Consider the following 20,912-nt stretch of genomic DNA (forward strand, 5'->3'; position numbering starts at 1 on the left):
TCCCGCCGGTTCAGGGCACCACGAGGGTCTGGACCGGGGCCGGCTCGCCACTGACCGGCAGGTGGTCGCGCGAAGCGAGGTAACTGGCGATGTCGTGGAACAGCGGCGCCGAGCTGGCACCGCCCCGGGGCGCGTCGAGCATGATCCCGATCACGAATCGGGGCTCCTGGGCGGGCAGCATCCCGGCGAAGGTGATCCAGTACGTCGAGTTGGAGTAGCAGCCACATGCCGGATCGACCTGCTGCGCGGTGCCGGTCTTGCCCGCAACCTGGTAACCCGGCACCGCGGCGGCAGGCCCGGTGCCGCGCTGACCGCGGGCGTCCTGGGTGACGGCGGTGAGCATGGTCCGCAACTGCTGCGCCGTCTGCGGCGAGACGACCCTGACCGCGTCGGGTGCCGGGGTCGGAGTGCGTGTCCCGTCCGGGCCGATCGTGGCGGCGACGATGCGCGGCGGTATCCGCAGCCCGTCGTTGGCCACCGCCTGGTACATCGCGGCCATCTGCAGCACGGTCATCGACAGACCCTGGCCGATGGGCAGGTTGCCGAAGGTGGAGCCCGACCACGACTCGCGCGCCGGCACCCGGCCCGCGCTCTCCCCGGGCAGTCCTACCCCGGTCTTGCTGCCGAGGCCGAACCGGGCGAGCATGTCGGCGAAGCGGTCCTCCCCGACCTGCTGGGCGGTCATGATCGTGCCGACGTTGGAGGACTTGGCGAGCACGCCGGTGAGGGTGTACTGCTCCGTGCCGTGTATCCACGCGTCGCTGACGGTCCGGTCGGCGACCTTGATCCGGCCCGGTACCGACAGCACGGTGTCCGGGGTGGCCACCCCGTACTCGAGCGCCGCGGCCATCGTCACGATCTTGTTGACCGAGCCGGGTTCGAAGGGTGTGGTCACCGCGGCATCACCGAGGGTCTTCGGGTCGGCCGAAGCCAGATCGCGCGGATCGAAGGTTCGGCCGTTGGCCAGGGCGAGCACCTCAGCGGTCCTGGCGTCCAGTACCACCGCCGAGCCGCCCCGCGCTCCGGTCTTGGCCACGTAGTCGCCGAGCTGACGCTGGACGGTGTACTGCAGGTCGGAGTCCAGGGTGAGCTGGATGTCCGAACCGGGGACGGCCGCCTGCTCCGCGCGGGTACTGCCCGGAATGATCGTGTCACTGCCCTCGGCGGTGTCGACGATCTGGAATCCGTCGGCCCCGGCCAGCAGGTTGTCCTGTGAGTTCTCCAGCCCGACGAGGCCGGTGAGCTTGCGCTCGGCACTGTTCCATGACGCGGCGCCCACCACGTTCGCGGCGAGCGTCCCGCCGGGATAGTGGCGGGCCTCGCGCCGTTCCACGGTGATCTCCGGGAACTGCGTGCGCAGGGCCCGTGCCACGTCGGGATCGGCCAGCCGGTCCAGCACGACGTAGCCGCGGTCGCTGTCCAACAGCTCGCGCAGCGCGTGCGGGTCGGCGCCGGTCAGCTGGGCGATCGCCGCGGCCATCCGCTGTTTGTACTCGGGCGCGGCGTCACCCTTGGCCGCGTCGATCTGGCGCGGGTTGGTGATGAGGGCGCGGGCCTCGGTGCTGAACGCGAGCTGGTTGCCCGCCCGGTCCAGGATCGCGCCCCGTTCCGCAGTGAGCGTGATCTTGGTCATGCTCTGCTTCGCCGAACTCTCCTTGAGCGCTCCGGCCTGGATGGTCTGCACCGAGACGAGCTTGAGCCCGGCCAGCGCAAGCACGACCACGAGCGCGACCCGGGCGATCTTCATCCGGCGTGCGTGGTCACCCGCCTTCGCCGCGGGCCGGCGCGGGGGCGCGGGCCGGCGCGCAGAGAAGGAGCGGGTCGCCACTGCGGGACGGGATCGGGGTGGGGCCGCGGGCATCAGCCGGCTCCAGCGGCGGGCACGCCCGCCGGCGGCGGCCCACCACCGGCCGCGGGGGGCGGCTGCTCGCCACCGGCCGCGGCGGGTGGTGGCTCGCCGGTCGTATGCGGGCCGGTGGCCGGACCGACCGGGTCCGCCTGCGTGGCAGCCTCGGAGGTGAGGACCTCCTCCGGCCCGGGAGCCGGTTCGGGGGCGGGCACGGGCTCCGGCGCCGCCGGCGGCGGTGGCGGTGCCGGAGCCACCGCCGCCTTCGGTGTCCCCACGACCTCCACCGCCCCGTCGGGCCCGACGACGAGCCGGGCCGGGTCCTGCACCGGCACGAGCCCGAGCTCACCGGCCCGCTGGGCGAGCGCGGGGGCCGCCGACATCGTGGCGACCTCGCGGCGCAACCGTTCGCTCTGCTCGGTCAGCGCGCGAGCCTGTGTTCGCGCCTCCTGCAGCCGGTAGGAGTCCCCGGCGGCGGCCGTCGACAGCCACAGCGTCGCGACCAGGCCGACGCCGAGCAGCACCATGACCAGCAGGATGAACTGGGGGCGCCCCGCGGGAGCGGATGTTCTCGCCTGCCGCCCGCCGAGGATCCGGCGGATCCGCTCGTCACGGCGGGCGTAGGCCCGCTGCGCCACCGTCGGGCGCCCCGCGCCGCGCTGGGCCGGGATGACCGGTGTGGTGCGGCTCCCGGCAGTGCGGCGTTGGACCGGGACGGCCGCCGTTCGACTGCGAGCGGTGGAGCGCTGCCGGTCCGCGACGGGTGCGCTCACCAGCCACCCCCGAACACCCGTGGGCTGACGATGCGGTGCGTCCCGGGCAGGCGACGGACGGGAGTCCTCACGCCGCGACCTCCCGGAGGCGTTCGGCCGCCCGCAGCCGCACCGAGGCGGCCCGCGGGTTGTCGGTGATCTCCTCCTCGGGTGCGCCTTCGGCCCCGCGGGTCAGCAGCCGCAGCTGCGGGCCGTGCCCGGGCAGCTCGACCGGGAGCCCCGCGGGCGTCCGCGAGGACGAGCGGGCCACCAGCTCTCGCTTGACGATGCGGTCCTCCAGCGAGTGATAGGACAGCACCACGATCCGGCCACCGACGGCGAGGGCGTCGATCGCCGCGGGCAGCGCCGCACGCAGCGCGTCCAGCTCTCCGTTCACCTCGATCCGCAGTGCCTGGAACGTCCGCTTGGCCGGATGTCCACCGGTTCGCCGGGCCGCCGCGGGCACCGCCTCGTAGAGCAGCTCGACGAGCTCGGCGCTGCGGGTGAAGGGACGCCGGGACCGCCGTCGCCCGACGGCCGCCGAGATCCGGCTCGCGAACCGTTCCTCGCCGTACTCCCGCAGGATCCGGGTCAGCTCCGGGAGCGGGTAGGTGTTGAGCACATCGGCCGCGGTCGGCCCCTTCGAGGGATCCATCCGCATGTCCAGGTCGGCGTCGCGGGCGTAGGAGAAGCCGCGTTCGGCCGCATCGAGCTGGAGCGAGGACACGCCGAGGTCGAACAGCACCCCGTCGACCCTCGGCACCCCCAGCTCGTCGAGCACCTCGGCGAGGCGGTCGTAGACCGCGTGCACGAGGCGGCTGCGGCCGGCGTACGCGACGAGCCTCCGCCCGGCCAGTTCCAGCGCCTGCGGGTCCCGGTCCAGGCCGACCAGGGTGAGCTGCGGGTGGGCGGCCAGCATCGCGGCGGAATGCCCGCCGAGGCCGAGGGTTGCATCCACCAGCACCGCCGGCCGCCCCGACAGGGCGGGTTCGAGTAGCTCGGTGACCCGCGACAGCAGCACCGGGACATGCCTGGCCCCAGCCGACATGTCCTCGCTCTCCAAGCGCTGCTCCACGGCTCACCCCCCAACGTCGTACCCGCGCGCCGTGCCTCACATCCGCAGCGGCAGGGCCGCCGAGCCCCTTCCGCCACGAGTCCGGCTCGTGCTCCCCAGCCGAGCCGTATCGGCGGTGCCCCACCCGGACGCCGTGTCCCGCCTCGTACCGACGAACCTGGCGCCGGGGAAGGTGCGCCAGGGCCATCGGAACGAACAGGACTGCCGACTCCGGGTGGGGACGCCGCCAGGTCTCTTGCTCACCCGCCGTCCACCGGGTTCGTCAGATCAGTCCGGGAAGGACCTCCTCCCGCGCCTTCGCGTAGTCGTCCTCGTGATCCTCCTGGTACCGCTGCCAGGTCTGCGCGTCCCAGATCTCGACCCGGGTGAACGCGCCGATCACGGTGCAGTCCTTGCTCAGGCCCGCATAGCGACGCAGCTCGGGGGTGATCGTGATCCGGCCCTGGGCGTCCGGGTTCTGTTCATCGGTGCCGGAGAAGAGGTTGCGCTGGAAGGCCCGGGCCGCCTCGTTGGTCAGCGGCGCCGCCGCGATCGTGCGCGCCATCTCGACGAAGGCCTCGCGGGTGAACACGTACAGGCAGTGATCCTGTCCTTTCGTGATCATCAACCCGCCTCGCAGCTCATCGCGGAACTTCGCGGGCAGCGTGAGCCGCCCCTTGTCGTCCAGCCTGGGGGAGTAGGTGCCGAGGAACATCGGCCCCACCTCCACCTGCGGCCCCGTTCGCCCCAGTGGTCCCCACACTACCCCACTTTCCACCACCGTCAAACCGCGACGAGCCCGTTCTCGGGCCCCGACGCGAGGGTCACTGCAGGTCAGGAGGGGTGGGTCACAGTGGGGGCTCGGACAGCGCCACCCGGCCGCGCGACGCCCGGACATCCACCGAACGGGCGGGCAACCGGCCCCTCCGCCCGCTCCGGGGGCCTGCGGTGGGGCGGTGTGGGGAACGCGCGCGAGGGGCCGCCCACGAACGTTTGACACACTGGTCGACGGTCCCGACGCACGTCCCGGGCACCAGATGAACGAGGAGGTCGGGTGACGACGACGAGCAGCCGGTCCGGGCATCCGGGCGCGGACCCCGAGACCGGTCTGGTCGCCGTCGCAGACCTGACCGCCGGCATCGCCGCCAACATGCAGCGCATCATCGTCGGCAAGCCCGAGGTAGTGCGGATCGCGCTCGTCACGATGCTGGCGCAGGGCCATCTGCTCGTCGAGGACGTTCCGGGCGTCGGCAAGACGTCGCTGGCCAAGGCGCTCGCACGCTCGATCGACTGCTCGGTCAGCCGCGTGCAGTTCACGCCCGACCTGCTGCCCGGCGACATCACCGGAACGTCGATCTTCAACCGGCAGACCGGCGAGTTCGAGTTCCGGCCCGGCCCGGTGTTCGCCAACATCGTCATCGCCGACGAGATCAACCGCGCCTCCCCGAAGACCCAGTCGGCGCTGCTGGAGTGCATGGCCGAGCACCAGGTGACCGTCGACGGCCGCACCTACCAGCTCGCCAGCCCGTTCCTCGTGGTCGCAACGCAGAACCCGATCGAGATGGACGGCACCTATCCGCTGCCGGAGGCCCAGCGCGACCGGTTCACCATGCGGGTCTCCGTCGGCTACCCCGACCCGAGCGCCGAGCTCGCCATGGTCGATGAACACGCCGCCGCCGAGCCCCTCGACACCCTGCGCCCGGTCGCCGACGCCCGCGCCGTGCGCTCGGTGATCGAGGCCGTCCGGCGGATCCACGTCGGGCCCGAGGTGAAGCAGTACTGCGTCGACCTGGTCTCGAGCACCCGTCGTCAACCGGACCTGCGGCTCGGCGCCTCGCCGCGGGCGACCCTGCATCTCGTGCGCGCCGCGCGGGCCCAGGCCGCGCTGGCCGGGCGCGGCTTCGTCATCCCCGATGACGTGCAGGCCGTCGCGGTTCCGGTGCTCGCCCATCGGCTGCTGCTCACCCCGGAGGCGCACGCGGCCCGGCGCTCGACCGCCGATCTGGTCCACGGGCTGGTCGGCAGCCTGCCGGTACCCGCGCCCTCCCGCTTCGGCGGCTGAGGACCGTGGCCGTCGGCCGATCCTGCGGTCTCACCACCACCGGCCGCTCGACGCTCGCCGCCGGGGTGGCCACCGCGGTCTGCGCCGTCGTCCTCGACGAACGGGACCTGCTGACCATCGGGATCTTCGTCACCGCCCTTCCGCTGCTGTCGCTGTTGCTCACGACCCGGGTTCGGCGGTCGGTGCGCAGCGAGCGCGGCATCACCCCGGACCGGGTCGCGGTGGGCGGGTCGGTGGAGGTGGCGGTCCGGCTGACCGGCGGGCCGCTGCTGTGCACCCTCCGCGTGACCGATGCGGTGCCCGACGCCGCGGGGCCGCAGCCCGAGTCGCCGCCCCGGTTCGCGGTGCACCGGCTGCCCGCCCGCGCCGGCGTGCGGCTGAGCTACCCGCTGCGGCCGGTGCTGCGCGGGTCGCACCGGATCGGCCCGCTGGTCGGCCGGGCCAGCGACCCGCTCGGACTGGCCGAGTTCCCCCGGGAGCTGTGCCCCGCCGAACGGCTGCTCGTGTTGCCCGCGATCGTCGGGCTGCGCGGCATGCCCCCCGCCCTCGGCGGCCGCGAGAACCTCCCGGGCGTCACCGTGGCCCCGCGCCAGGGCGGCGGCGCACCAGAGGCGATGATCCGGCCCTACCGCCCCGGCGACGAGCTGCGCCGAGTGCACTGGCGCAGCACCGCGCGCCACGACGAGCTCATGGTCCGGCTCGAGGAACCACCTCGGCGCGGGTACCTCACGGTCCTGCTCGACCGCCGCGACGCCGCGCATCGTGGCCGGGGCCCCGAGTCGAGCCTCGAGTTCGCCGTCAGCCTGACCGCAAGCATCTGCGCACACCTCAGCTCCCGCGGTGAGCCGGTCCTCCTGGTGACCGAGGACGGAACGCCGCTGATCGGCGCCGGGGCCGGGCTCGATTCGATGCTCGACGCCCTGGCCGCGCTTCGCCCGTCGGCCACGGCGCGCCTCACCGGCCCACCGCCAGCCGCGGCAGGCGACGTCGTCGCCGTGCTCGGGGCGATCGAGCCCGATGAACTCGACGGGCTGCTCGCGCGCGGGTCGAGCGGCGGGCACGCGGTGCTGCTCGACGTCCGTAGCTGGGATCCGGCGGGCCGCGCCGCGGCCCCGGCCCCTGACCGGCCCGCCGCCGCGCTGCGCCGCGCGGGCTGGCAGGTCGTCGTCGCCACCGCCGGGAGCACGCCCGACCAGGCGTGGGCCGGACTGACCGGGGGCGCCCCGTGAGCATCCCGGTCCTGGAGCCGCCCACCCGGCCGTCGAACCGGCCGCAACGGCCCCGCCGCCGGGCCGGCTGGGTGGTCGCGCCGGTCACCGGCACGGCGGTTCTGCTGGCCAGCGCGCCCGTCGCGTCGATCGTGCAGGGGGCGAGCTGGTTCGGGCATGCCGCGGGAATCGTGGGGCTCGTGCTCGCGGTCGGGCTGGTGCTGCACCGGGCCCATCCCGTCCTGGTCGCGACGGCCCAGCTCGCCGCCGTGTTCGAGCTGCTCGTCCTGGCGTTCACCGGGCAGCCGCTGCCCGGCCCGGCCGCCGCCGCTGAGCTGGGCGACCTACTGGTCGGCGCGGCGGGCCAGATCGAGACCGGCCTGCCGCCCGTACCGGCTACACCGGAGATCCTGCTGCTGATCACCGGGGCGTTCGGGCTGGTCACCATCGCCGGACACGCCATCGCGGTCTCGGCGGCGGCGCCCGCGATCGCGGGGATCCCGCTGCTGGCCGTCTTCACCGTGCCCACCGCGCTGGCCGGTTCGGCGCTGCCCTGGTGGGCGATCACCGCTGCCGCAGCCGGATTCGGGCTGCTGCTGCTGACCCGCGACGGGGTGAGCACCCAGCTGCCCGCGGGCATCGCGGTGACGACCGTCGCCATTGTGGCCGCGCTGCTGCTGGGGTCGGCCGCGACGATGGTCGGCACCGGCGGGCGGTTCACGGGTGGCTCCGGCGCGGGCGGTTCGGGCGGATCGATCGGGCTCAACCCCTTCACCTCGCTGCGCGGCCAGCTCATCCAGGACCACCCGACCGAGTTGTTCCGGGTCAGTGGGCTACCCCGGCCGCAGTACCTTCGCGCGCTCACGCTGCGCGACTTCGTTCCGCAGACCGGCTTTCAGGCGGGCGCGCCCGCACCGGGCGTCCCGCTCACCGGGCCGCTGCCGACCGGCGCCGCCCAGAACGCCGAGCGGGCCGTGATCACCGTGGAGAACCGCGGCTTCCGGGACTACTGGTTGCCGCTCTACAGCGACCCGCAGGCCGTGACGGGGCTGTCCGACCACGACTGGCGGTTCGATCCGGCCAGCGGGATCGCCTACCACCGGCGAGCCCGTGAGGAGGACGGCTGGCAGGAACAGGCCACGCTGCCGGCGCCGACCGCCGCCCAGCTGCGCGCGGCCGCCGGACCGCTGGACGTGGACCGCGGCTACCTTTCCACCGAGGGTGTCGATCCGCGCGTCACGGCGCTGGCCGCCGAGGCGACCCGCGGCGCCCGGACCGGCTTCGACAAGGCCGTCGCCCTCGTCGACTACTTCACCGGACCCGGTTCGCGGTTCAGCTACAGCCTGCAGACCGCACCGGGCGCGGGCGACAACGCGCTGGTCGAGTTCCTCACCGTCGGACGGACCGGGTACTGCGAGCAGTTCGCCTCGGCGATGACGATCATGCTGCGTACCGTCGGGGTGCCCGCGCGGGTCGCGGTCGGGTTCACCGCAGGCACCGCGGCGACCGGCTACCGCGCGGTGACGACGGCCGATGCGCACGCCTGGGTGGAGGCCTACTTCCCCGGCCACGGCTGGATGACGTTCGACCCGACCCCGCTCACCGACGGCCGAGCGCTCGTCCCGCCCTACGTGCAGGAGGTCCACGACCAGGAGCGCGGTCCCGACTCCCCCGGCCAGAACACCGACCCCGCACCGAAACCGGACACCGGCATCGACGAGGCCCCGCCGCCGGAGCCGGCTGCGGCACCCCCGGTCGAGTCGGGCGACCCGGCATCGACCGGCCCGGGGTTCTTCTGGGTGCTGCCCGTCGCCGGGCTGGTCGTGCTGCTGTCCGGACTGGCCCCGGCCGGACTGCGCATCCTGGTTCGGCGGCGCCGCCTCGCGGCCGTCGCCGCGGGCGGGCCGGGCGCTGCCGTCGCGGGATGGGAGGAGTTGCTGGCCGAGTCGACCGATCGGGGGGTCCTGGTCCGGCCGAACGAGACGGTACGGGCGACGGCCCGGCGGCTCGTCCGCGAACATCGGCTCGAGGAGAACGCCCAGCGGGCCTTGCGCGCCGTGGTCCGGGCCGTCGAAGCGAGCTGGTACGGAGACCGGGGACCGGATGAGATTCCGGTGGGCGCCGGGCAGCTCGAGGTGGCGGTCCGCACGGTCGCGACCGGCATCGCGGCGGGACGCGGGCTGAGCCTGCGGGAACGGCTGCTGCCCCGCTCGCTGCTGTCCCGGACCGGTAGACCCGCACCGGCAGGAGTACCGACGGACGGCGGGTGAACGCTCGCCTGCGCGGCCGCAACGCACCAGCGGCGGCCCGGTCAGGGCTCGCCGCTGGGCCTTACTCCTGTTCGAACCGCCGCCGGAAGCGTTCTTCCATCCGGCCGGTGAACCGGCTCTTGTCCGGCTCGGTCTCCTTGGCCGGGCCACCGTGGGCGGATGATCCGATGGAGGTCACCGCGAGAACTGCGCCGGCGAGCATCATCAGGAACCCCACCACGCTGAGCACGGGGACACTGGCCAGCCAGAGCGCCGGTACGGCCACCCCGACGACGAGCAGGACAAGGCCCAGGATGAACACCGCGAGGCCCTGGGCTCGTCGGCGCCGCGTGGGTTTGCGCAGCCGACCGCCACGGACGGTCGATGCGAACTTCGGGTCCTCAGCGTAGAGAGCACGCTCAATCTGTTCGAGCAGCCGCTGCTCGTGCTCGGAGAGGGGCATGGCTTCGCCTCCGGCACACGGTATTCCGGTCGGGTCATCTTCCATGGTGCCGGAACGACACGACGAGCGCCCGGGTTGGACGTTCATCCGAGAGGATACGAGCCTGAGGCTGGCTCCTCTACCCGGCGTCGATGACCGGCCCCTCGATCCACCTCGTCGATCTTCGATCGGTCAGCCGGACCGACCGGCGGCCCGTCCGGCCCGGCTAGTCACGCCGCGCCAGCGCGTGCAACCGGACGGCGATCTCCCGCAACGCCGGCACCTCCGCGGCCAGCGCTTCCAGCTCGGCGACCGCGCGCACGGCGGCCGGCCCACCGTCGCGAACCGCTCGGGGCACCCAGGTGTCGAGTACCCCGTCGCCCTGGAGCACCTCGACCTGAAGGCCCACGGCCTCCAGCAGCGCCCGCAGGGCCGGGGCGTCGAGCCGCCTGCGCAGCTTGTCGGCGGGACCGAAACGGCCCTCGGGATCGGCGAGCACCATCCGCGCCTCGGCCAGCCTCCCCGCCAGCACCCGGCCCAACATCGCCGCGTGTCGCCCGGTGACCAGCACCGAGACCGCACCGCCGGGAACCGCGGCCATCGACATCGCCGCGACCGCGCCGGGAGCGTCGTCGACCACCTCGAGGAGCTCGTGGCCGAGCACCAGGTCGGCGGACTCGGCCGGAACGACGTCGGTCAACGCGTCGACGTCCCCCTGCACGGCTGTGACCAGCTCGCCGACCCCCGCCTCACGCGCCCGCCGCTGCAGCGCGGCCAGCGCATTCGGGCTCGTGTCGACCACCGTCACCGCGCAACCGCCGGCCGCGAGCGGAACCGCCCACGCCCCGCTGCCACCGCCGACATCGAGAATCCGCGGCCGACGGTCGGGGTGACGCGTGCGAACCGTGGCCAGCTCCGCTTCGAGAACCCGCTGTACCTGACCGCCGCCCGTCGCTCCCAGGAGATCTCCCACCGCCGTACTCACGTATCGCAGCGTAGTGCTCCGATGAAGCGAGTAAGTTGATCCCGTGCAGGTCGTCGCCACGCTGAGCCTCAAGGGCGGAGTCGGGAAGACCACCGTGGCCCTTGGTCTGGCCGGGGCCGCCCTTCACCATGGGGTGCGCACGCTGCTGGTGGACCTCGACCCGCAGGCCAACGCGACGATCGCGGCCGATGCCCCCGCCACGTCGGCCACCGTCGCCGACGTCCTCGACGACCCTCGCCGGTCGGTCCTGCGCCGCGCGATCGCCCCGAGCGGATGGGGCGAAGGTCTGGACGTCCTGGTGGGCGCCGAGCAGACCGAGCGGCACAACCACCCCGAACCGGGGAGCAAGCAGCTGACCAGGCTCGCGCGGGCGCTGAGCCGGTTGCGAACGGGCAGCGACGACGGCACGACCGGCAAAGAGCCGGACACCCCCGCTCATGGGCCCACCGACGAGCTGGACCCCTACCAGCTTGTGATCATCGACTGCCCTCCCTCACTGGGTCAGCTGACCCGCAGCGCACTCACCGCAGCGCACCGGGCTGTCCTGGTCACCGATCCCACGATGTTCGCCGTATCCGGCGTGCAGCGCGCATTCGATGCCGTCCAGTCCGAACGTCAACGCAGCAACCCCGATCTTCAGCCACTCGGTGTCCTGATCAACCGCGTACGCCCGCGCAACTCCGAGCACGAGTTCCGCATCGAGGAACTGCGGGAGATCTTCGGCCCGCTCGTCTTCACCGGAGTGCTGCCCGACCGCTCGGCCATCCAGCAGGCGCAGGGAGCGTGCATGCCCATCCAGACCTGGGACACTCCCGGGGCCCGGGAGGTCTCCGCGGTGTTCACCGCCCTGCTCGGGCGGGTGTTACGCAGTGGCAGCCAGCCCAGACCCCGGGTCCGCGTGGGGTGCGCGGCGCCGCCGCCGATCGTCTGAACGGCTGCCCGCACGGTGCGCGCCGGTCACGTCCGCGGCACCATCCCACGGACGATGCCGACGAACTGCTCGGCCTGGCGCAGGAGATCGTCGGCCTCCCGGCGGCTCACCAGACGCGCGATGCCGGCCTCGGCCGCCGCCCGGGTGCCGGAGCAGGAGGCGAAGAACGCCCCCCACTCCCCCAGCTCTGGCGCCACCTCGGCGAGCAGGTCCCACACATTGCGCGAGGCTCCGCGCCGCGGACGCGGCCGGGCCCGCACGGCGAGCAGCGCAGCGCCGGCCCGGAGGGCGGCAAGATAGGCGGCCGGATAGCGCTCCAGCGGCTCGTCGTTGCGGTACCCCTCGGCGATACCCTCCTCAGCCTGCCGGAGCAGCCCGAGAGCATGCCGCGAGGGCGGTACCGCGCCCGCAGGCTCCCGTGCTGCGCGAGGCGAACGGGGGGCCCGTGGCACCGGCATCATCGGAAGCGTCATCGCCACGGCCTTCGACCCGGCCATCGAGGACGTCGCAGTCATCCCGGCTCCACTCGGTGTCCCATCACTCCACCACCCGTACGAGATCCCACACCCCGGGGCCAGCGCGCATGCGCAGCACGAACTCCCGGGCCGGAGCGTGCGGCTCCTCGGCCGACAGCGCCACCACATGCCAGCAGCGCAGCCGATCGCCCCCAACGGGCTGGGGCGACGGAAACGGCCACGGCGACTCCTCGATCCAGCGCTCGCGCACGTCGGTGATGAGATATCGCGCCCCCCGCCGCACCGGGCGTCGCTGGAACTCGACAGGTTCGCCGTCCTGCCAACGCACCTGAACCGGCACCGGCTGCCGCGATCCGAAGACCTTCGTGAACGTGCTCATGAGTTCTCCTCGCGGATGTTCCGGCGATCACGCTGTCAGCGCGGTCATGTCGGATGGCGAACTCGCGAGTTCGCTCACGTGACCACACTCCTCACGGCCGCGGGTCCGGTGGCCCGGGGCGGGGTGCTTCCCCCACCCCACCCCGGGCCGACCGCAGTCGAACGTCTGTTCGACACACTCAGTAGAGCGTATGCCGGGCGGCGCGTCAAGTCCCCGGGCCCACCGCCCGCCCCGCTCCTGGGACGCCTCCGGGCCGGGCGGAGCACCCCCTGTGACCGATGGCCTCGACGTGGTGAGATGGCCCGATGACGAACACCCGTCGGCGACCCCCGACCGGCGGACCCGCCCGGCGGAGCGGATCGGTCCGCCCGTGACGGCCGCTCCGCCACGCAACCGGCTGATCGCGTTGACCGCAGGCGAGCTGGCCGACCGGCTTGCCGAGGCCCTCGACGTCTACATCGCCGCGATGGGCTATCCACCCGGAACCGGCCGCCAGCGACGCTCCCTGTGGCTCGAGCACAGCCGCCGCCCCGGCTGGCGCGCGATGGGCTGGATCGACCCGGCGGGCTCGCTGCTCGGCATCGCCTACGGCTACACCGGTAGCCCCGGCCAGTGGTGGTACGAGGAGGTCCACCGCGGCCTGCGCCGCGCCGGCCTGACCGAGCACCCCTGGCTCGACGACTACTTCGAGCTCACCGAGCTACACGTGCGGCCCGACGCTCAGGGCGGCGGGCTCGGCGAGGGCCTGCTGCGTGCGTTGCTGGCCGGCACCGGCTCATCCAGGGTGCTGCTGTCGACGCCCGAGTACGGATCCCGGCCACCCGGCCGCGCCTGGCGACTCTACCGGCGCACCGGCTTTCATGACGTCCTGCGCGAGCACCGGTTCGCCGGCGACACGAGGCCCTTCGCCGTGCTCGGGCGCGAGCTGCCGCTCGACCCCGCCCGCCCGTCCCGGTGACGCGCTGAGCCACGGACGCCGATGCGGGAGACCCTGATCGCATCAGATCGCCAGGGACGCAGTGGCACGATGTCGACCATGCCGTCCCCGGTCCTGCGCCCTCCCCACCGGCGACCTCCGCACGAGCGAACCCGCAGCGCCGCGCGCCGCGTGCTCCCTGTGCTGCTGCTCGCGACGCTGACCATCACCCTGCTCAGCGGTTGCGCGCGGGTGCGGACCGCGCTCGCCATCCAACCGAACGACACCGTCAACGGCGAGATCGTGCTGGCCACCCCGGCGAAGAGCCCCGACGACACCGGCCCGGCGGTGACCCTGCCCCGCGAGCTCAAGAACGACGTCGACATCTCGTCCTACCGCCAGGACGGCTACACCGGCTCGGTGCTGCGGTTCTCCAAGCTGACGTTCGACGAGGTCGCGCTCCTGAGCCAGAGCGCGAGCGCGGCCGGCGAACGGGCCGTGCTGAACCTGCGCCGGGCCGGCAACCGGGTGCTGGTGACCGGCACGGTCGACCTCACGACGGTGCCGGTCGACCGGGCCGACTTCCAGCTCAAGATCGGCTTTCCCGGCCAGGTCATCGACACCAACGGAGACACCGAGTCCGGCACCGTGAGCTGGAAGTTCACCCCCGGCACGGTCGGCGACATCCGCGCCACCGTGGCCTATGACGATCCCAACGCCCCCTCGGTGACCGGCTGGACCTTCGTCCTGATGATCCTGGTCGCCGGGGCGTCAGCTGCCGTGGTGGTACTCGCCCGTCGTACCCGCAACCCCCCGCTGGACACCTCGGCGCGGTAGTCAGACCCGGCCGGCGCTTCGCGTGGCCCCATCCAGCCCGAGCCGGTGCACGAGTTCCACCGTCGCCGACGACCGGTTCAGGGTGTAGAAGTGCAGCCCGCTCACGCCCTCGGCCAGCAGTTTCCCGCACAGCTCGGCGGTGATGTCGAGCCCGGCGGCGCGGAACGCGGCCGGGTCGTCGGCATACCGCTCCAGCCGTTCGACCAGTTCCGGCGGCAGCGGCGCCCCCGACAGCTCCGGTCCGCGGCGCAACGTGCGCAACGTCGTCAGCGGCATGATCCCGGGCAACAGCGGCACGTCGGCGATATCGCCGCCCGCGGCGGCGAGCCGGTCACGCAGCCGCAGGAAACCCTCGGGCTCGAGGAACAGCTGGCTGATCGCGAAGTCGGCGCCGGCGCGGATCTTCCCCACGAGATGCCGCAGATCGGACTCCGCGTCCGGAGAGCGCGGGTGGCCGTACGGGAAGGCCGCGACGCCGACGCAGAAGTCACCGAGACTGCGCACGAGATCCACCAGCTCCTCGGCGTACCGGAGGCCCTCGGGGTGCGGGATCCATTCCCCGAGCGGGTCCCCCGGCGGGTCGCCGCGCACCGCCAGGACGTTACGGATGCCCGCGCCCGCGTAGGCGCCGACGACGTGCCGCAGCTGCGCACGCGAATGCGCCACGGCGGTGAGATGCGCCATCGGGACGAGCGTCGTGTCGGTGGCGATCCGCGCCGTCGTCCGGATCGTGCGCTCCCGGCTGGATCCGCCCGCGCCATAGGTGACCGACACGAACGCCGGATCGAGCGGTTCCAGCCTGCGGATCGCCCGCCACAGCTCGGCCTCGCCGATCTCGTCCTTCGGCGGGAAGAACTCGACGGAGAAAATCGGCCGGTCCTGGCTGATCCGCTCGATCACCGTCTCGCGCCGTGCAGTGGTCCCTCTCATCCGGGCCAGCCTACGGGGCCCGGCCGCCGCGCCGTCCTGCAGTTAGGCTCGCACGCGTGCCTGTTGCTTCCACTCCCGCCTACGGAGGGCCCGTCTGATGGCCGACACCGGCACCGGCGCCGACACGGGTGTGACGCAGGCTGCCGACCCCGGCCCCCCCGCCGCCGAGCCACCCGACATCCACGAGATCGACCTGGACCTGCTGCGCCACATCGAGGCCGAGCTCAGCTCCCAGCTCGACCGGCGGCACGGCGAAGCCGCCGAGATCGACCCGGCGTTCGCCGCGGCGACCGAGGCGCTGCGCGGCTTCGTGCTCGGCGGTGGCAAGCGGATCCGCCCGACATTCGCGTGGTGGGGCTGGCGCGGCGCGGGCGGCGACCCGGCCGACGCGACCACCCCGGCCGTGCTGCGCGCGCTGAGCGCGCTCGAGCTCATCCAGGCCTGCGCGCTGATCCATGACGATCTCATCGACGCCTCGACCACCCGTCGCGGCCGGCCCACGGTGCACGTCGCGTTCGCCGACCGGCACACCCAGGCGGGCTGGGCCGGACGCCCGGCCCGATTCGGGGCCGCTGCCGCGATCCTGCTCGGTGACCTGGCACTGGCCTGGGCCGACGACATGCTCCGCGACGCCGGGCTTCCCGCCGCGGCGCTGCTTCGCGCGGCCGAGCCGTGGCGGGCGATGCGCACCGAACTGCTCGGCGGCCAGTACCTCGACGTGCTGGGGCAGGCCAGCGCCGACACCTCCATCCACGGCGCGCTGCAGATCGATCGGTTCAAGACCGCTGCCTACACCGTCGAGCGACCGCTGCACCTGGGCGCCGCGATCGCCGATGCCCCGCCCGCACTCGTGCGCTCCTACCGCCGGTTCGGCGCCGACATCGGGATCGCCTTCCAGCTGCGGGACGACCTGTTGGACGTCTTCGGGGACCCCACGGTGACCGGCAAGGCCGCCGGTGACGACCTGCGTGAAGGCAAGCGCACGCTGCTGATCGCACTGGCCCTGGAGCGGGCCGAGGAACGCGGAGCCACGGCGGCCCGCACGGTGCTCACCGAGGCGCTGGGCGACCGCGACCTCGACTCCGCGGCGGTCGACCGGGTCCGGACCGTGCTGTGCGAGCTGGGCGCCCCGCAGGCCGTCGAGCAGCGCATCGCCGCGCTCACCGGATCCGCCCTCGACGCGCTCACCGTGGCCGGTGCCGCCGAGCCCGCGGCGAGCAAGCTCGCCGAGCTGGCCATTGCCGCGACCCGCCGCCGGAGCTGACGTGCGGCCCCAGACGGTGCCCGGTCGCACCGACCACGTCGTGGTCGTGGGTGCCGGGTTCGCCGGGTTGTCGGCGGCGTTGCATCTGCTCGGCGCGGGCCGCCGGGTCACGATCGTCGAGCGGGCCGCGCATCCGGGCGGCCGGGCCGGGCAGCTCGACCTGCACGGCCCGTCGGGCACCTTCCGCATCGACACCGGCCCGACCGTGCTGACCATGCCCGAGCTGCTCGACGAGACCCTGAACGCGGTCGGCGAGCGGCTCGCCGATCGGCTCGACCTGGTCGAACTCGACCCGGCCTACCGGGCGCGGTTCGCGGACGGATCCACGATCGACGTGCACGCCGATCCCGCCGTCATGGAGGAGGAGGTGCGCCGCACGTGCGGCCCGCGCGCCGCCGCGGGCTACCGCGGACTGCGCGACTGGCTCACCCGGCTCTACCACGCCGAGATCGAGACGTTCATCGGCGCGAACTTCGACTCACCACTGGACCTGCTCAACCGCGAGCTGGTCCGGCTGGCCGTGCTCGGTGGCTTCGGCAGGCTCGGCGCACAGGTGGCCCGGCGGATCCCCGACGAACGGCTGCGGCGCGTCTTCACCTTCCAGTCGCTCTACGCCGGGGTGCCCCCCAGGCGCGCGCTCGCGGCCTACGGGGTGATCGCCTACATGGACACCGTGGCGGGGGTGTTCTTCCCCAGGGGCGGGATGCGAGCGGTGGGCCGGGCCCTTGCCGACGCCGCCGTGCGCGCCGGCGCGACGATCCACTACGGGCGTGCGGTGACCGGGTTGGAACAGCGCTTCGGCCGGGTCACGGCGGTGCGACACGCGGACGGACCCGGATCCGATACCGAGCGACTGACCTGTGACGCCGTCGTCCTCACCCCCGACCTGCCGGTCGTGCACCGGCTGCTGGGGCGGCGTCCGCGCCGGATCATCCCCCCGCGCTACTCCCCCAGCGCGATCGTGCTGCACGCGGGCCTGACCCGGACCCGGCCGGAGCTCGTGCACCACACGGTCTGTTTCGGTGCCGCCTGGGACCGGACCTTCGACGAGATCATCCGCGACGGACTGCTGATGAGCGACCCATCGCTGCTGATCACCCGGCCCACCGCCACCGATCCGAGCCTGGCACCGGAGGGACACGACATCCTCTACGTGCTGGCGCCGTGCCCGAACACCGAGCGTGCCCGGCTGGACTGGCCCCGCATCGGGCCCGCCTACCGCGACGAACTGCTCGCCGTGCTGGCGGACCGTGGGCTGCCGGGTCTGCGCACCGACATCGAGGTGTCTCGGCTGGTGACCCCCGCGGACTGGACCGCGGCCGGGATGGCCGCCGGTACCCCGTTCTCGCTCGCGCACACGTTCACCCAGACCGGTCCGTTTCGCCCGCGCAACCTGCTGCGCGGACTCGACAACGCCGTGCTCGCCGGCTGCGGGACCACCCCTGGCGTCGGAATCCCTCCGGTGCTGATCTCCGGCAGGCTGGCCGCCCAGCGAATCACCGCAGCTCGCAGCCCCCGATCCGGCCGCCCGGACACACCTCAGGGTCCCGGCGCCACCGGCGCCCCAGCCGTGCGAGCATGGTCGCCGTCATGACCGCGCAGCCTTCACCCCCCGTCCCTCGGCCCACGTCGCCCGAGCGGACCTCGGACTCTGCGCCCTGCGCGGACGACGGCCCGGACCGGGCCACAGCGACGACCGCCCAGCGGGCCCCCGCAGGCCCCGCGGCCGGGACCCGGCGGGGGTGGCTGGGCAGCCCCCCGCGCGGTCCCCTGCTGCTCGGCCTCGGCGCCTCGCTGCTCATGATGATCGGGGCCTTCGGGGCGGGCGGCGTCCTCGTCCGCGATCCCCTGCTGACCAACAGCCCCGTCGGCTTCTGGCGCTACGGACACGGCCGGGAGCTGGCCACCGCACTGATCTACCTCGGGGTCGCGCTGCTCGGCTGGGCGTGGGTGCGGCTCGGCCGCGATGTGCTGGCCGGCCGGGTCGGCGGCCGCGCGGTGCTGGCCACCGCGGTCGTCTGGATCATCCCGATGCTGGCCGGGCCGCCGCTGTTCACCCGCGATGTGTTCAGCTACCTGGCCCAGGGCGCGCTCCCCCTCGCCGGGTTCGACCCGTACGCCTTCGGCCCGGAGGTCATGCCGGGCATCCTGTCCGACAACGTTCACTACTTCTGGCAGGACACTCCCGCCCCCTACGGCCCGCTGTTCATCCTGCTGGCCAAGGGCATGGCGGCGGTCATCGGCGACAACATCATCCTGGGCGTCGTCGGGATGCGGCTGCTGATGCTGCCGGGTCTGGTTCTGCTCGTCTGGGCGCTACCGGAGCTCACCCGCAGGCTCGGTGGCCGGGTCCCCGTCGCGCTGTGGGTCGCCGTGGCCAACCCGGTGATGATCATCCACATGGTCGGTGGCGGCCACAACGACCTGCTCGTCATGGGCCTGCTCGCCAGCGGCGCGGTCGCCGCGCTGCGCGGCCGCCACGTCGCCGGGGTCGCCCTGGTCACCGCGGCGATGGCGGTCAAGGCCAGCGCGGGTATCGCGCTGCCGTTCCTGGTGCTCGTCTGGGCGCAGGACCTCAGCGGCTCCCGACCGGTGCGGATCCTCAAGGCCGGCGTGGCCGGGGTCGGCGTGTTCGCGGCCGTGTTCGGCGTGATCACCCTGGCCGCGCAGGTGGGATTCGGCTGGCTCCCCGCGCTCAGCGCGCCATCGATGATCGTCAACTGGCTGTCGCTGCCCACCGGGGCGGGCGAGCTCGCCCACGCCATGGTGAACGTCATCGTCAACGTTCCCAAGCAGCCGTTCATCAACGTCGGCCGGATCATCGGCGCCGCGGCGCTGCTCTACATCGCGGTGCGCCAATGGTGGGCGGCGCGCGACGGAGGCCCGGACGCGATCCGCCGGGCGGGCATCGTCCTGTTCGCGGTGGCCGTGCTCTCCCCCGCCACGCTGCCCTGGTACGTCAGTTGGGGTATGGCGCTGCTGGCGATGGCCGCCTGGACCCCGCGGGCGCTGACCTGGCTGGTGTTCGGCTCGCTGTGGCTGGTGATCGTCTACTACCCGAACGGTGAGGCTGCGCTCTACAACTGGGCGTACCTGGCGGTCTGTGCCGTGCTGTGCGGGCTCGCCGCATACTCGCTGCACCACCCCGACCCGCTGCGGCTGGGCAACCGGCATGCCACCGTCACCTCCGTCGTCTCCGACCGCGGTGCCCAGCAACAACCGGGCTGAACTCGACGCCGCGGGCATCACCGACCCGGTGCTGCGGGCCGGGTACGCGGCCTGCCGCGAGCTGAATGCCGTCCACGGGCGCACCTTCTTCCTCGCCACCCGGTTGCTGCCGGCCGAGCGCCGGCCTTCCGTCCACGCGTTGTACGGGTTCGCCCGGCACGCCGACGAGATCGTCGACGACCTCCGCGACGGGCGCTGCACCGCCGACCGCGCCGCGCAGCTCGACGCGCTGGCCGTCTCGCTCGGCACCGCGCTCGACGGTGGGCCCGCCGCCCATCCCGTGCTCGCCGCGGTCGCCGACACGGTGCGCCGCTACGACATCGAACGTCGGCACTTCACCGACTTCCTGGCATCCATGCGGATGGACCTGCACGTCACCGACTACCCGACCTACGCCGACCTCGCCCGGTACGTGCACGGCTCCGCCGCCGTGATCGGCCTGCAGGTCCTGCCGGTGCTCGGCACGGTCGCGCCGCGCGCCGAGGCCACGCCGCACGCCGCCGCACTCGGTGTCGCCTTCCAACTGACGAACTTCCTGCGCGATGTCGGCGAGGACCTCGACCGCGGCCGCATCTACCTGCCCGCCGACGAGCTCGCGGCCTTCGGCGTCGACCGTGGCCTGCTCGTCTGGTGCAGGCGCGCCCGGCGCACCGACCCGCGGGTGCGTCGCGCGCTCGCGCATGTGGCCGCCCGCACCCGCGCGGTCTACCGGCGCGCCGCACCCGGCATCGGGATGCTCGAGCCGGTGTCCCGGGAGTGCGTGGCCTGCGCGGCCAGGCTCTACGGGACGATCCTCGACGAGATCGTGGCCTCGGGGTATGCGGTGCTGCACCGCCGGGTCGCCGTCCCGGCCCGGCGTCGCGCGGCCGTCGCGCTACCAGGGGTGGTCCGGGCCCTCGCGGCCCGGCTGCGCACCGTCCCGAGGATCAGAACGCCATCGCCTGCGCGCGGCGCTTGACCTCGCGGTGCCGCCCCGACCGCAGCATCGCGATCGGCGGGCCGGGCAGGGAGTCGTCCTCGGCGAACAGCCAGCGCAGGATGTCCTCGTCGTGATAGCCACCGTCGCGCAACACGGTGATCGTGCCCGCAAGACCCTTCACGATGGCCGACCCGTCCAGGAAGTCGGCCGGGATCTCGGTGGCCCCGCCACGGCGCAGCGACAGCAACTGGCCGTCGCGCACCAGTTGGTGGACACGGCTGACCGGGATCGACAGGGTCTGGGCGACGTCCGCGACGGCGATCGTCGCGATGTTCTCGAAGAGTACTGCGGGGGCTCCCGACACCTCACTCACAGCGCTCCACCCTGCCACAGCCCCGGGTCGGATCGGCAGACTCCGACCGGACGGTACCGTC

Annotated in this window: 20 protein-coding genes; 10 read left to right on the forward strand and 10 right to left on the reverse strand. The window is 73.5% G+C overall.

Going from position 1 to position 20,912, the window contains the following annotated elements; all coding sequences use genetic code 11:
* Positions 1-10 precede the first annotated feature (10 nt).
* The 4 genes from ACFQE5_RS04000 to mraZ all read right to left on the reverse strand — a co-directional run bounded on the left by ACFQE5_RS04000 (position 11) and on the right by mraZ (position 4,367).
* Positions 11-1,747: a peptidoglycan D,D-transpeptidase FtsI family protein gene (locus ACFQE5_RS04000; RefSeq protein ID WP_379582872.1), complete on the reverse strand. Its 1,737-nt coding sequence runs from the start codon at positions 1,745-1,747 to the stop codon at positions 11-13.
* 113 nt (positions 1,748-1,860) lie between these two features.
* On the reverse strand, positions 1,861-2,619 hold the full coding sequence (locus ACFQE5_RS04005) for a hypothetical protein (protein ID WP_379582874.1): 759 nt from the start codon (positions 2,617-2,619) through the stop codon (positions 1,861-1,863).
* A 67-nt stretch (positions 2,620-2,686) separates the two neighbouring features.
* Positions 2,687-3,646, reverse strand: coding sequence for a 16S rRNA (cytosine(1402)-N(4))-methyltransferase RsmH (gene rsmH / locus ACFQE5_RS04010; RefSeq protein WP_379583239.1), 960 nt, complete (start codon positions 3,644-3,646; stop codon positions 2,687-2,689).
* A gap of 289 nt (positions 3,647-3,935) precedes the next feature.
* Entirely contained in the window at positions 3,936-4,367 is a 432-nt protein-coding gene (gene mraZ / locus ACFQE5_RS04015) for a division/cell wall cluster transcriptional repressor MraZ (protein WP_379582876.1), read from the reverse strand.
* Positions 4,368-4,706: 339 nt separating this feature from the next.
* On the opposite strand from mraZ, the gene ACFQE5_RS04020 reads away from it, so the two are divergent.
* The 3 genes from ACFQE5_RS04020 to ACFQE5_RS04030 are packed head-to-tail and all read left to right on the forward strand — an operon-like array spanning position 4,707 to position 9,192.
* Positions 4,707-5,714, forward strand: coding sequence for an AAA family ATPase (locus ACFQE5_RS04020; RefSeq protein ID WP_379582878.1), 1,008 nt, complete (start codon positions 4,707-4,709; stop codon positions 5,712-5,714).
* 5 nt (positions 5,715-5,719) lie between these two features.
* The gene (locus ACFQE5_RS04025) at positions 5,720-6,943 is read left to right on the forward strand and encodes a DUF58 domain-containing protein (RefSeq protein ID WP_379582880.1); all 1,224 of its coding nucleotides are present in this window, start codon (positions 5,720-5,722) and stop codon (positions 6,941-6,943) included.
* On the forward strand, positions 6,940-9,192 hold the full coding sequence (locus tag ACFQE5_RS04030; protein WP_379582882.1) for a transglutaminase TgpA family protein: 2,253 nt from the start codon (positions 6,940-6,942) through the stop codon (positions 9,190-9,192). The genes ACFQE5_RS04025 and ACFQE5_RS04030 overlap by 4 nt, the downstream gene beginning before the upstream one ends.
* 61 nt (positions 9,193-9,253) lie before the next feature.
* Here ACFQE5_RS04030 and ACFQE5_RS04035 read toward each other — a convergent pair whose 3' ends face one another.
* Positions 9,254-9,634 carry a DUF3040 domain-containing protein gene (locus ACFQE5_RS04035; protein ID WP_379582884.1) on the reverse strand — a complete coding sequence of 127 codons (381 nt, stop codon included), beginning with the start codon at positions 9,632-9,634 and terminating at the stop codon, positions 9,254-9,256.
* Positions 9,635-9,839: 205 nt separating this feature from the next.
* The gene (locus ACFQE5_RS04040) at positions 9,840-10,598 is read right to left on the reverse strand and encodes a class I SAM-dependent methyltransferase (protein ID WP_379582886.1); all 759 of its coding nucleotides are present in this window, start codon (positions 10,596-10,598) and stop codon (positions 9,840-9,842) included.
* A 43-nt stretch (positions 10,599-10,641) separates the two neighbouring features.
* Here ACFQE5_RS04040 and ACFQE5_RS04045 point away from each other — a divergent pair, with 43 nt between their 5' ends.
* Positions 10,642-11,529, forward strand: coding sequence for a ParA family protein (locus ACFQE5_RS04045; protein WP_379582888.1), 888 nt, complete (start codon positions 10,642-10,644; stop codon positions 11,527-11,529).
* 26 nt (positions 11,530-11,555) lie between these two features.
* On the opposite strand, the gene ACFQE5_RS04050 is transcribed toward ACFQE5_RS04045, so the two are convergent.
* Positions 11,556-12,044: an SAV_6107 family HEPN domain-containing protein gene (locus tag ACFQE5_RS04050; RefSeq protein ID WP_379582890.1), complete on the reverse strand. Its 489-nt coding sequence runs from the start codon at positions 12,042-12,044 to the stop codon at positions 11,556-11,558.
* A gap of 22 nt (positions 12,045-12,066) precedes the next feature.
* Positions 12,067-12,384, reverse strand: a complete 318-nt coding sequence (locus ACFQE5_RS04055; protein WP_379582892.1) for a hypothetical protein — start codon at positions 12,382-12,384, stop codon at positions 12,067-12,069.
* Positions 12,385-12,754: 370 nt separating this feature from the next.
* On the opposite strand from ACFQE5_RS04055, the gene ACFQE5_RS04060 reads away from it, so the two are divergent.
* Together ACFQE5_RS04060 and ACFQE5_RS04065 are read left to right on the forward strand one after the other, a co-directional pair.
* A complete protein-coding gene (locus ACFQE5_RS04060; RefSeq protein WP_379583241.1) occupies positions 12,755-13,342 on the forward strand; it encodes a GNAT family N-acetyltransferase in 588 nt (195 codons plus the stop codon).
* Between the two features lie 78 nt (positions 13,343-13,420).
* Complete coding sequence (locus ACFQE5_RS04065) at positions 13,421-14,137, forward strand: LppM family (lipo)protein (protein WP_379582894.1); 717 nt, start codon at positions 13,421-13,423, stop codon at positions 14,135-14,137.
* Here ACFQE5_RS04065 and ACFQE5_RS04070 read toward each other — a convergent pair whose 3' ends face one another.
* Complete coding sequence (locus tag ACFQE5_RS04070) at positions 14,138-15,067, reverse strand: methylenetetrahydrofolate reductase (protein ID WP_379582896.1); 930 nt, start codon at positions 15,065-15,067, stop codon at positions 14,138-14,140. It lies immediately after the preceding gene.
* Positions 15,068-15,164: 97 nt separating this feature from the next.
* Between ACFQE5_RS04070 and ACFQE5_RS04075 the strand changes: the two genes are divergently transcribed.
* From ACFQE5_RS04075 to ACFQE5_RS04090, 4 genes are read left to right on the forward strand one after another with little or no spacing between them, the layout of a single operon-like run.
* Positions 15,165-16,331: a polyprenyl synthetase family protein gene (locus tag ACFQE5_RS04075; protein ID WP_379582898.1), complete on the forward strand. Its 1,167-nt coding sequence runs from the start codon at positions 15,165-15,167 to the stop codon at positions 16,329-16,331.
* Between the two features lies 1 nt (position 16,332).
* Complete coding sequence (gene crtI / locus ACFQE5_RS04080) at positions 16,333-17,925, forward strand: phytoene desaturase family protein (protein ID WP_379582900.1); 1,593 nt, start codon at positions 16,333-16,335, stop codon at positions 17,923-17,925.
* A complete protein-coding gene (gene mptB / locus ACFQE5_RS04085) occupies positions 17,922-19,559 on the forward strand; it encodes a polyprenol phosphomannose-dependent alpha 1,6 mannosyltransferase MptB (protein ID WP_379582902.1) in 1,638 nt (545 codons plus the stop codon). The genes crtI and mptB overlap by 4 nt, the downstream gene beginning before the upstream one ends.
* Positions 19,504-20,517, forward strand: coding sequence for a phytoene/squalene synthase family protein (locus tag ACFQE5_RS04090; protein WP_379582904.1), 1,014 nt, complete (start codon positions 19,504-19,506; stop codon positions 20,515-20,517). Before mptB ends, ACFQE5_RS04090 begins: the two co-directional genes overlap by 56 nt.
* Here the strand turns inward: ACFQE5_RS04090 and ACFQE5_RS04095 are convergent.
* Complete coding sequence (locus ACFQE5_RS04095; RefSeq protein ID WP_379582906.1) at positions 20,486-20,851, reverse strand: Rv2175c family DNA-binding protein; 366 nt, start codon at positions 20,849-20,851, stop codon at positions 20,486-20,488. The two genes, ACFQE5_RS04090 and ACFQE5_RS04095, sit on opposite strands and share 32 nt — an antisense overlap.
* Positions 20,852-20,912 lie beyond the last annotated feature (61 nt).

Source organism: Pseudonocardia hispaniensis (assembly GCF_042658695.1).
Taxonomy (GTDB): Bacteria; Actinomycetota; Actinomycetes; order Mycobacteriales; family Pseudonocardiaceae; genus Pseudonocardia; species Pseudonocardia hispaniensis.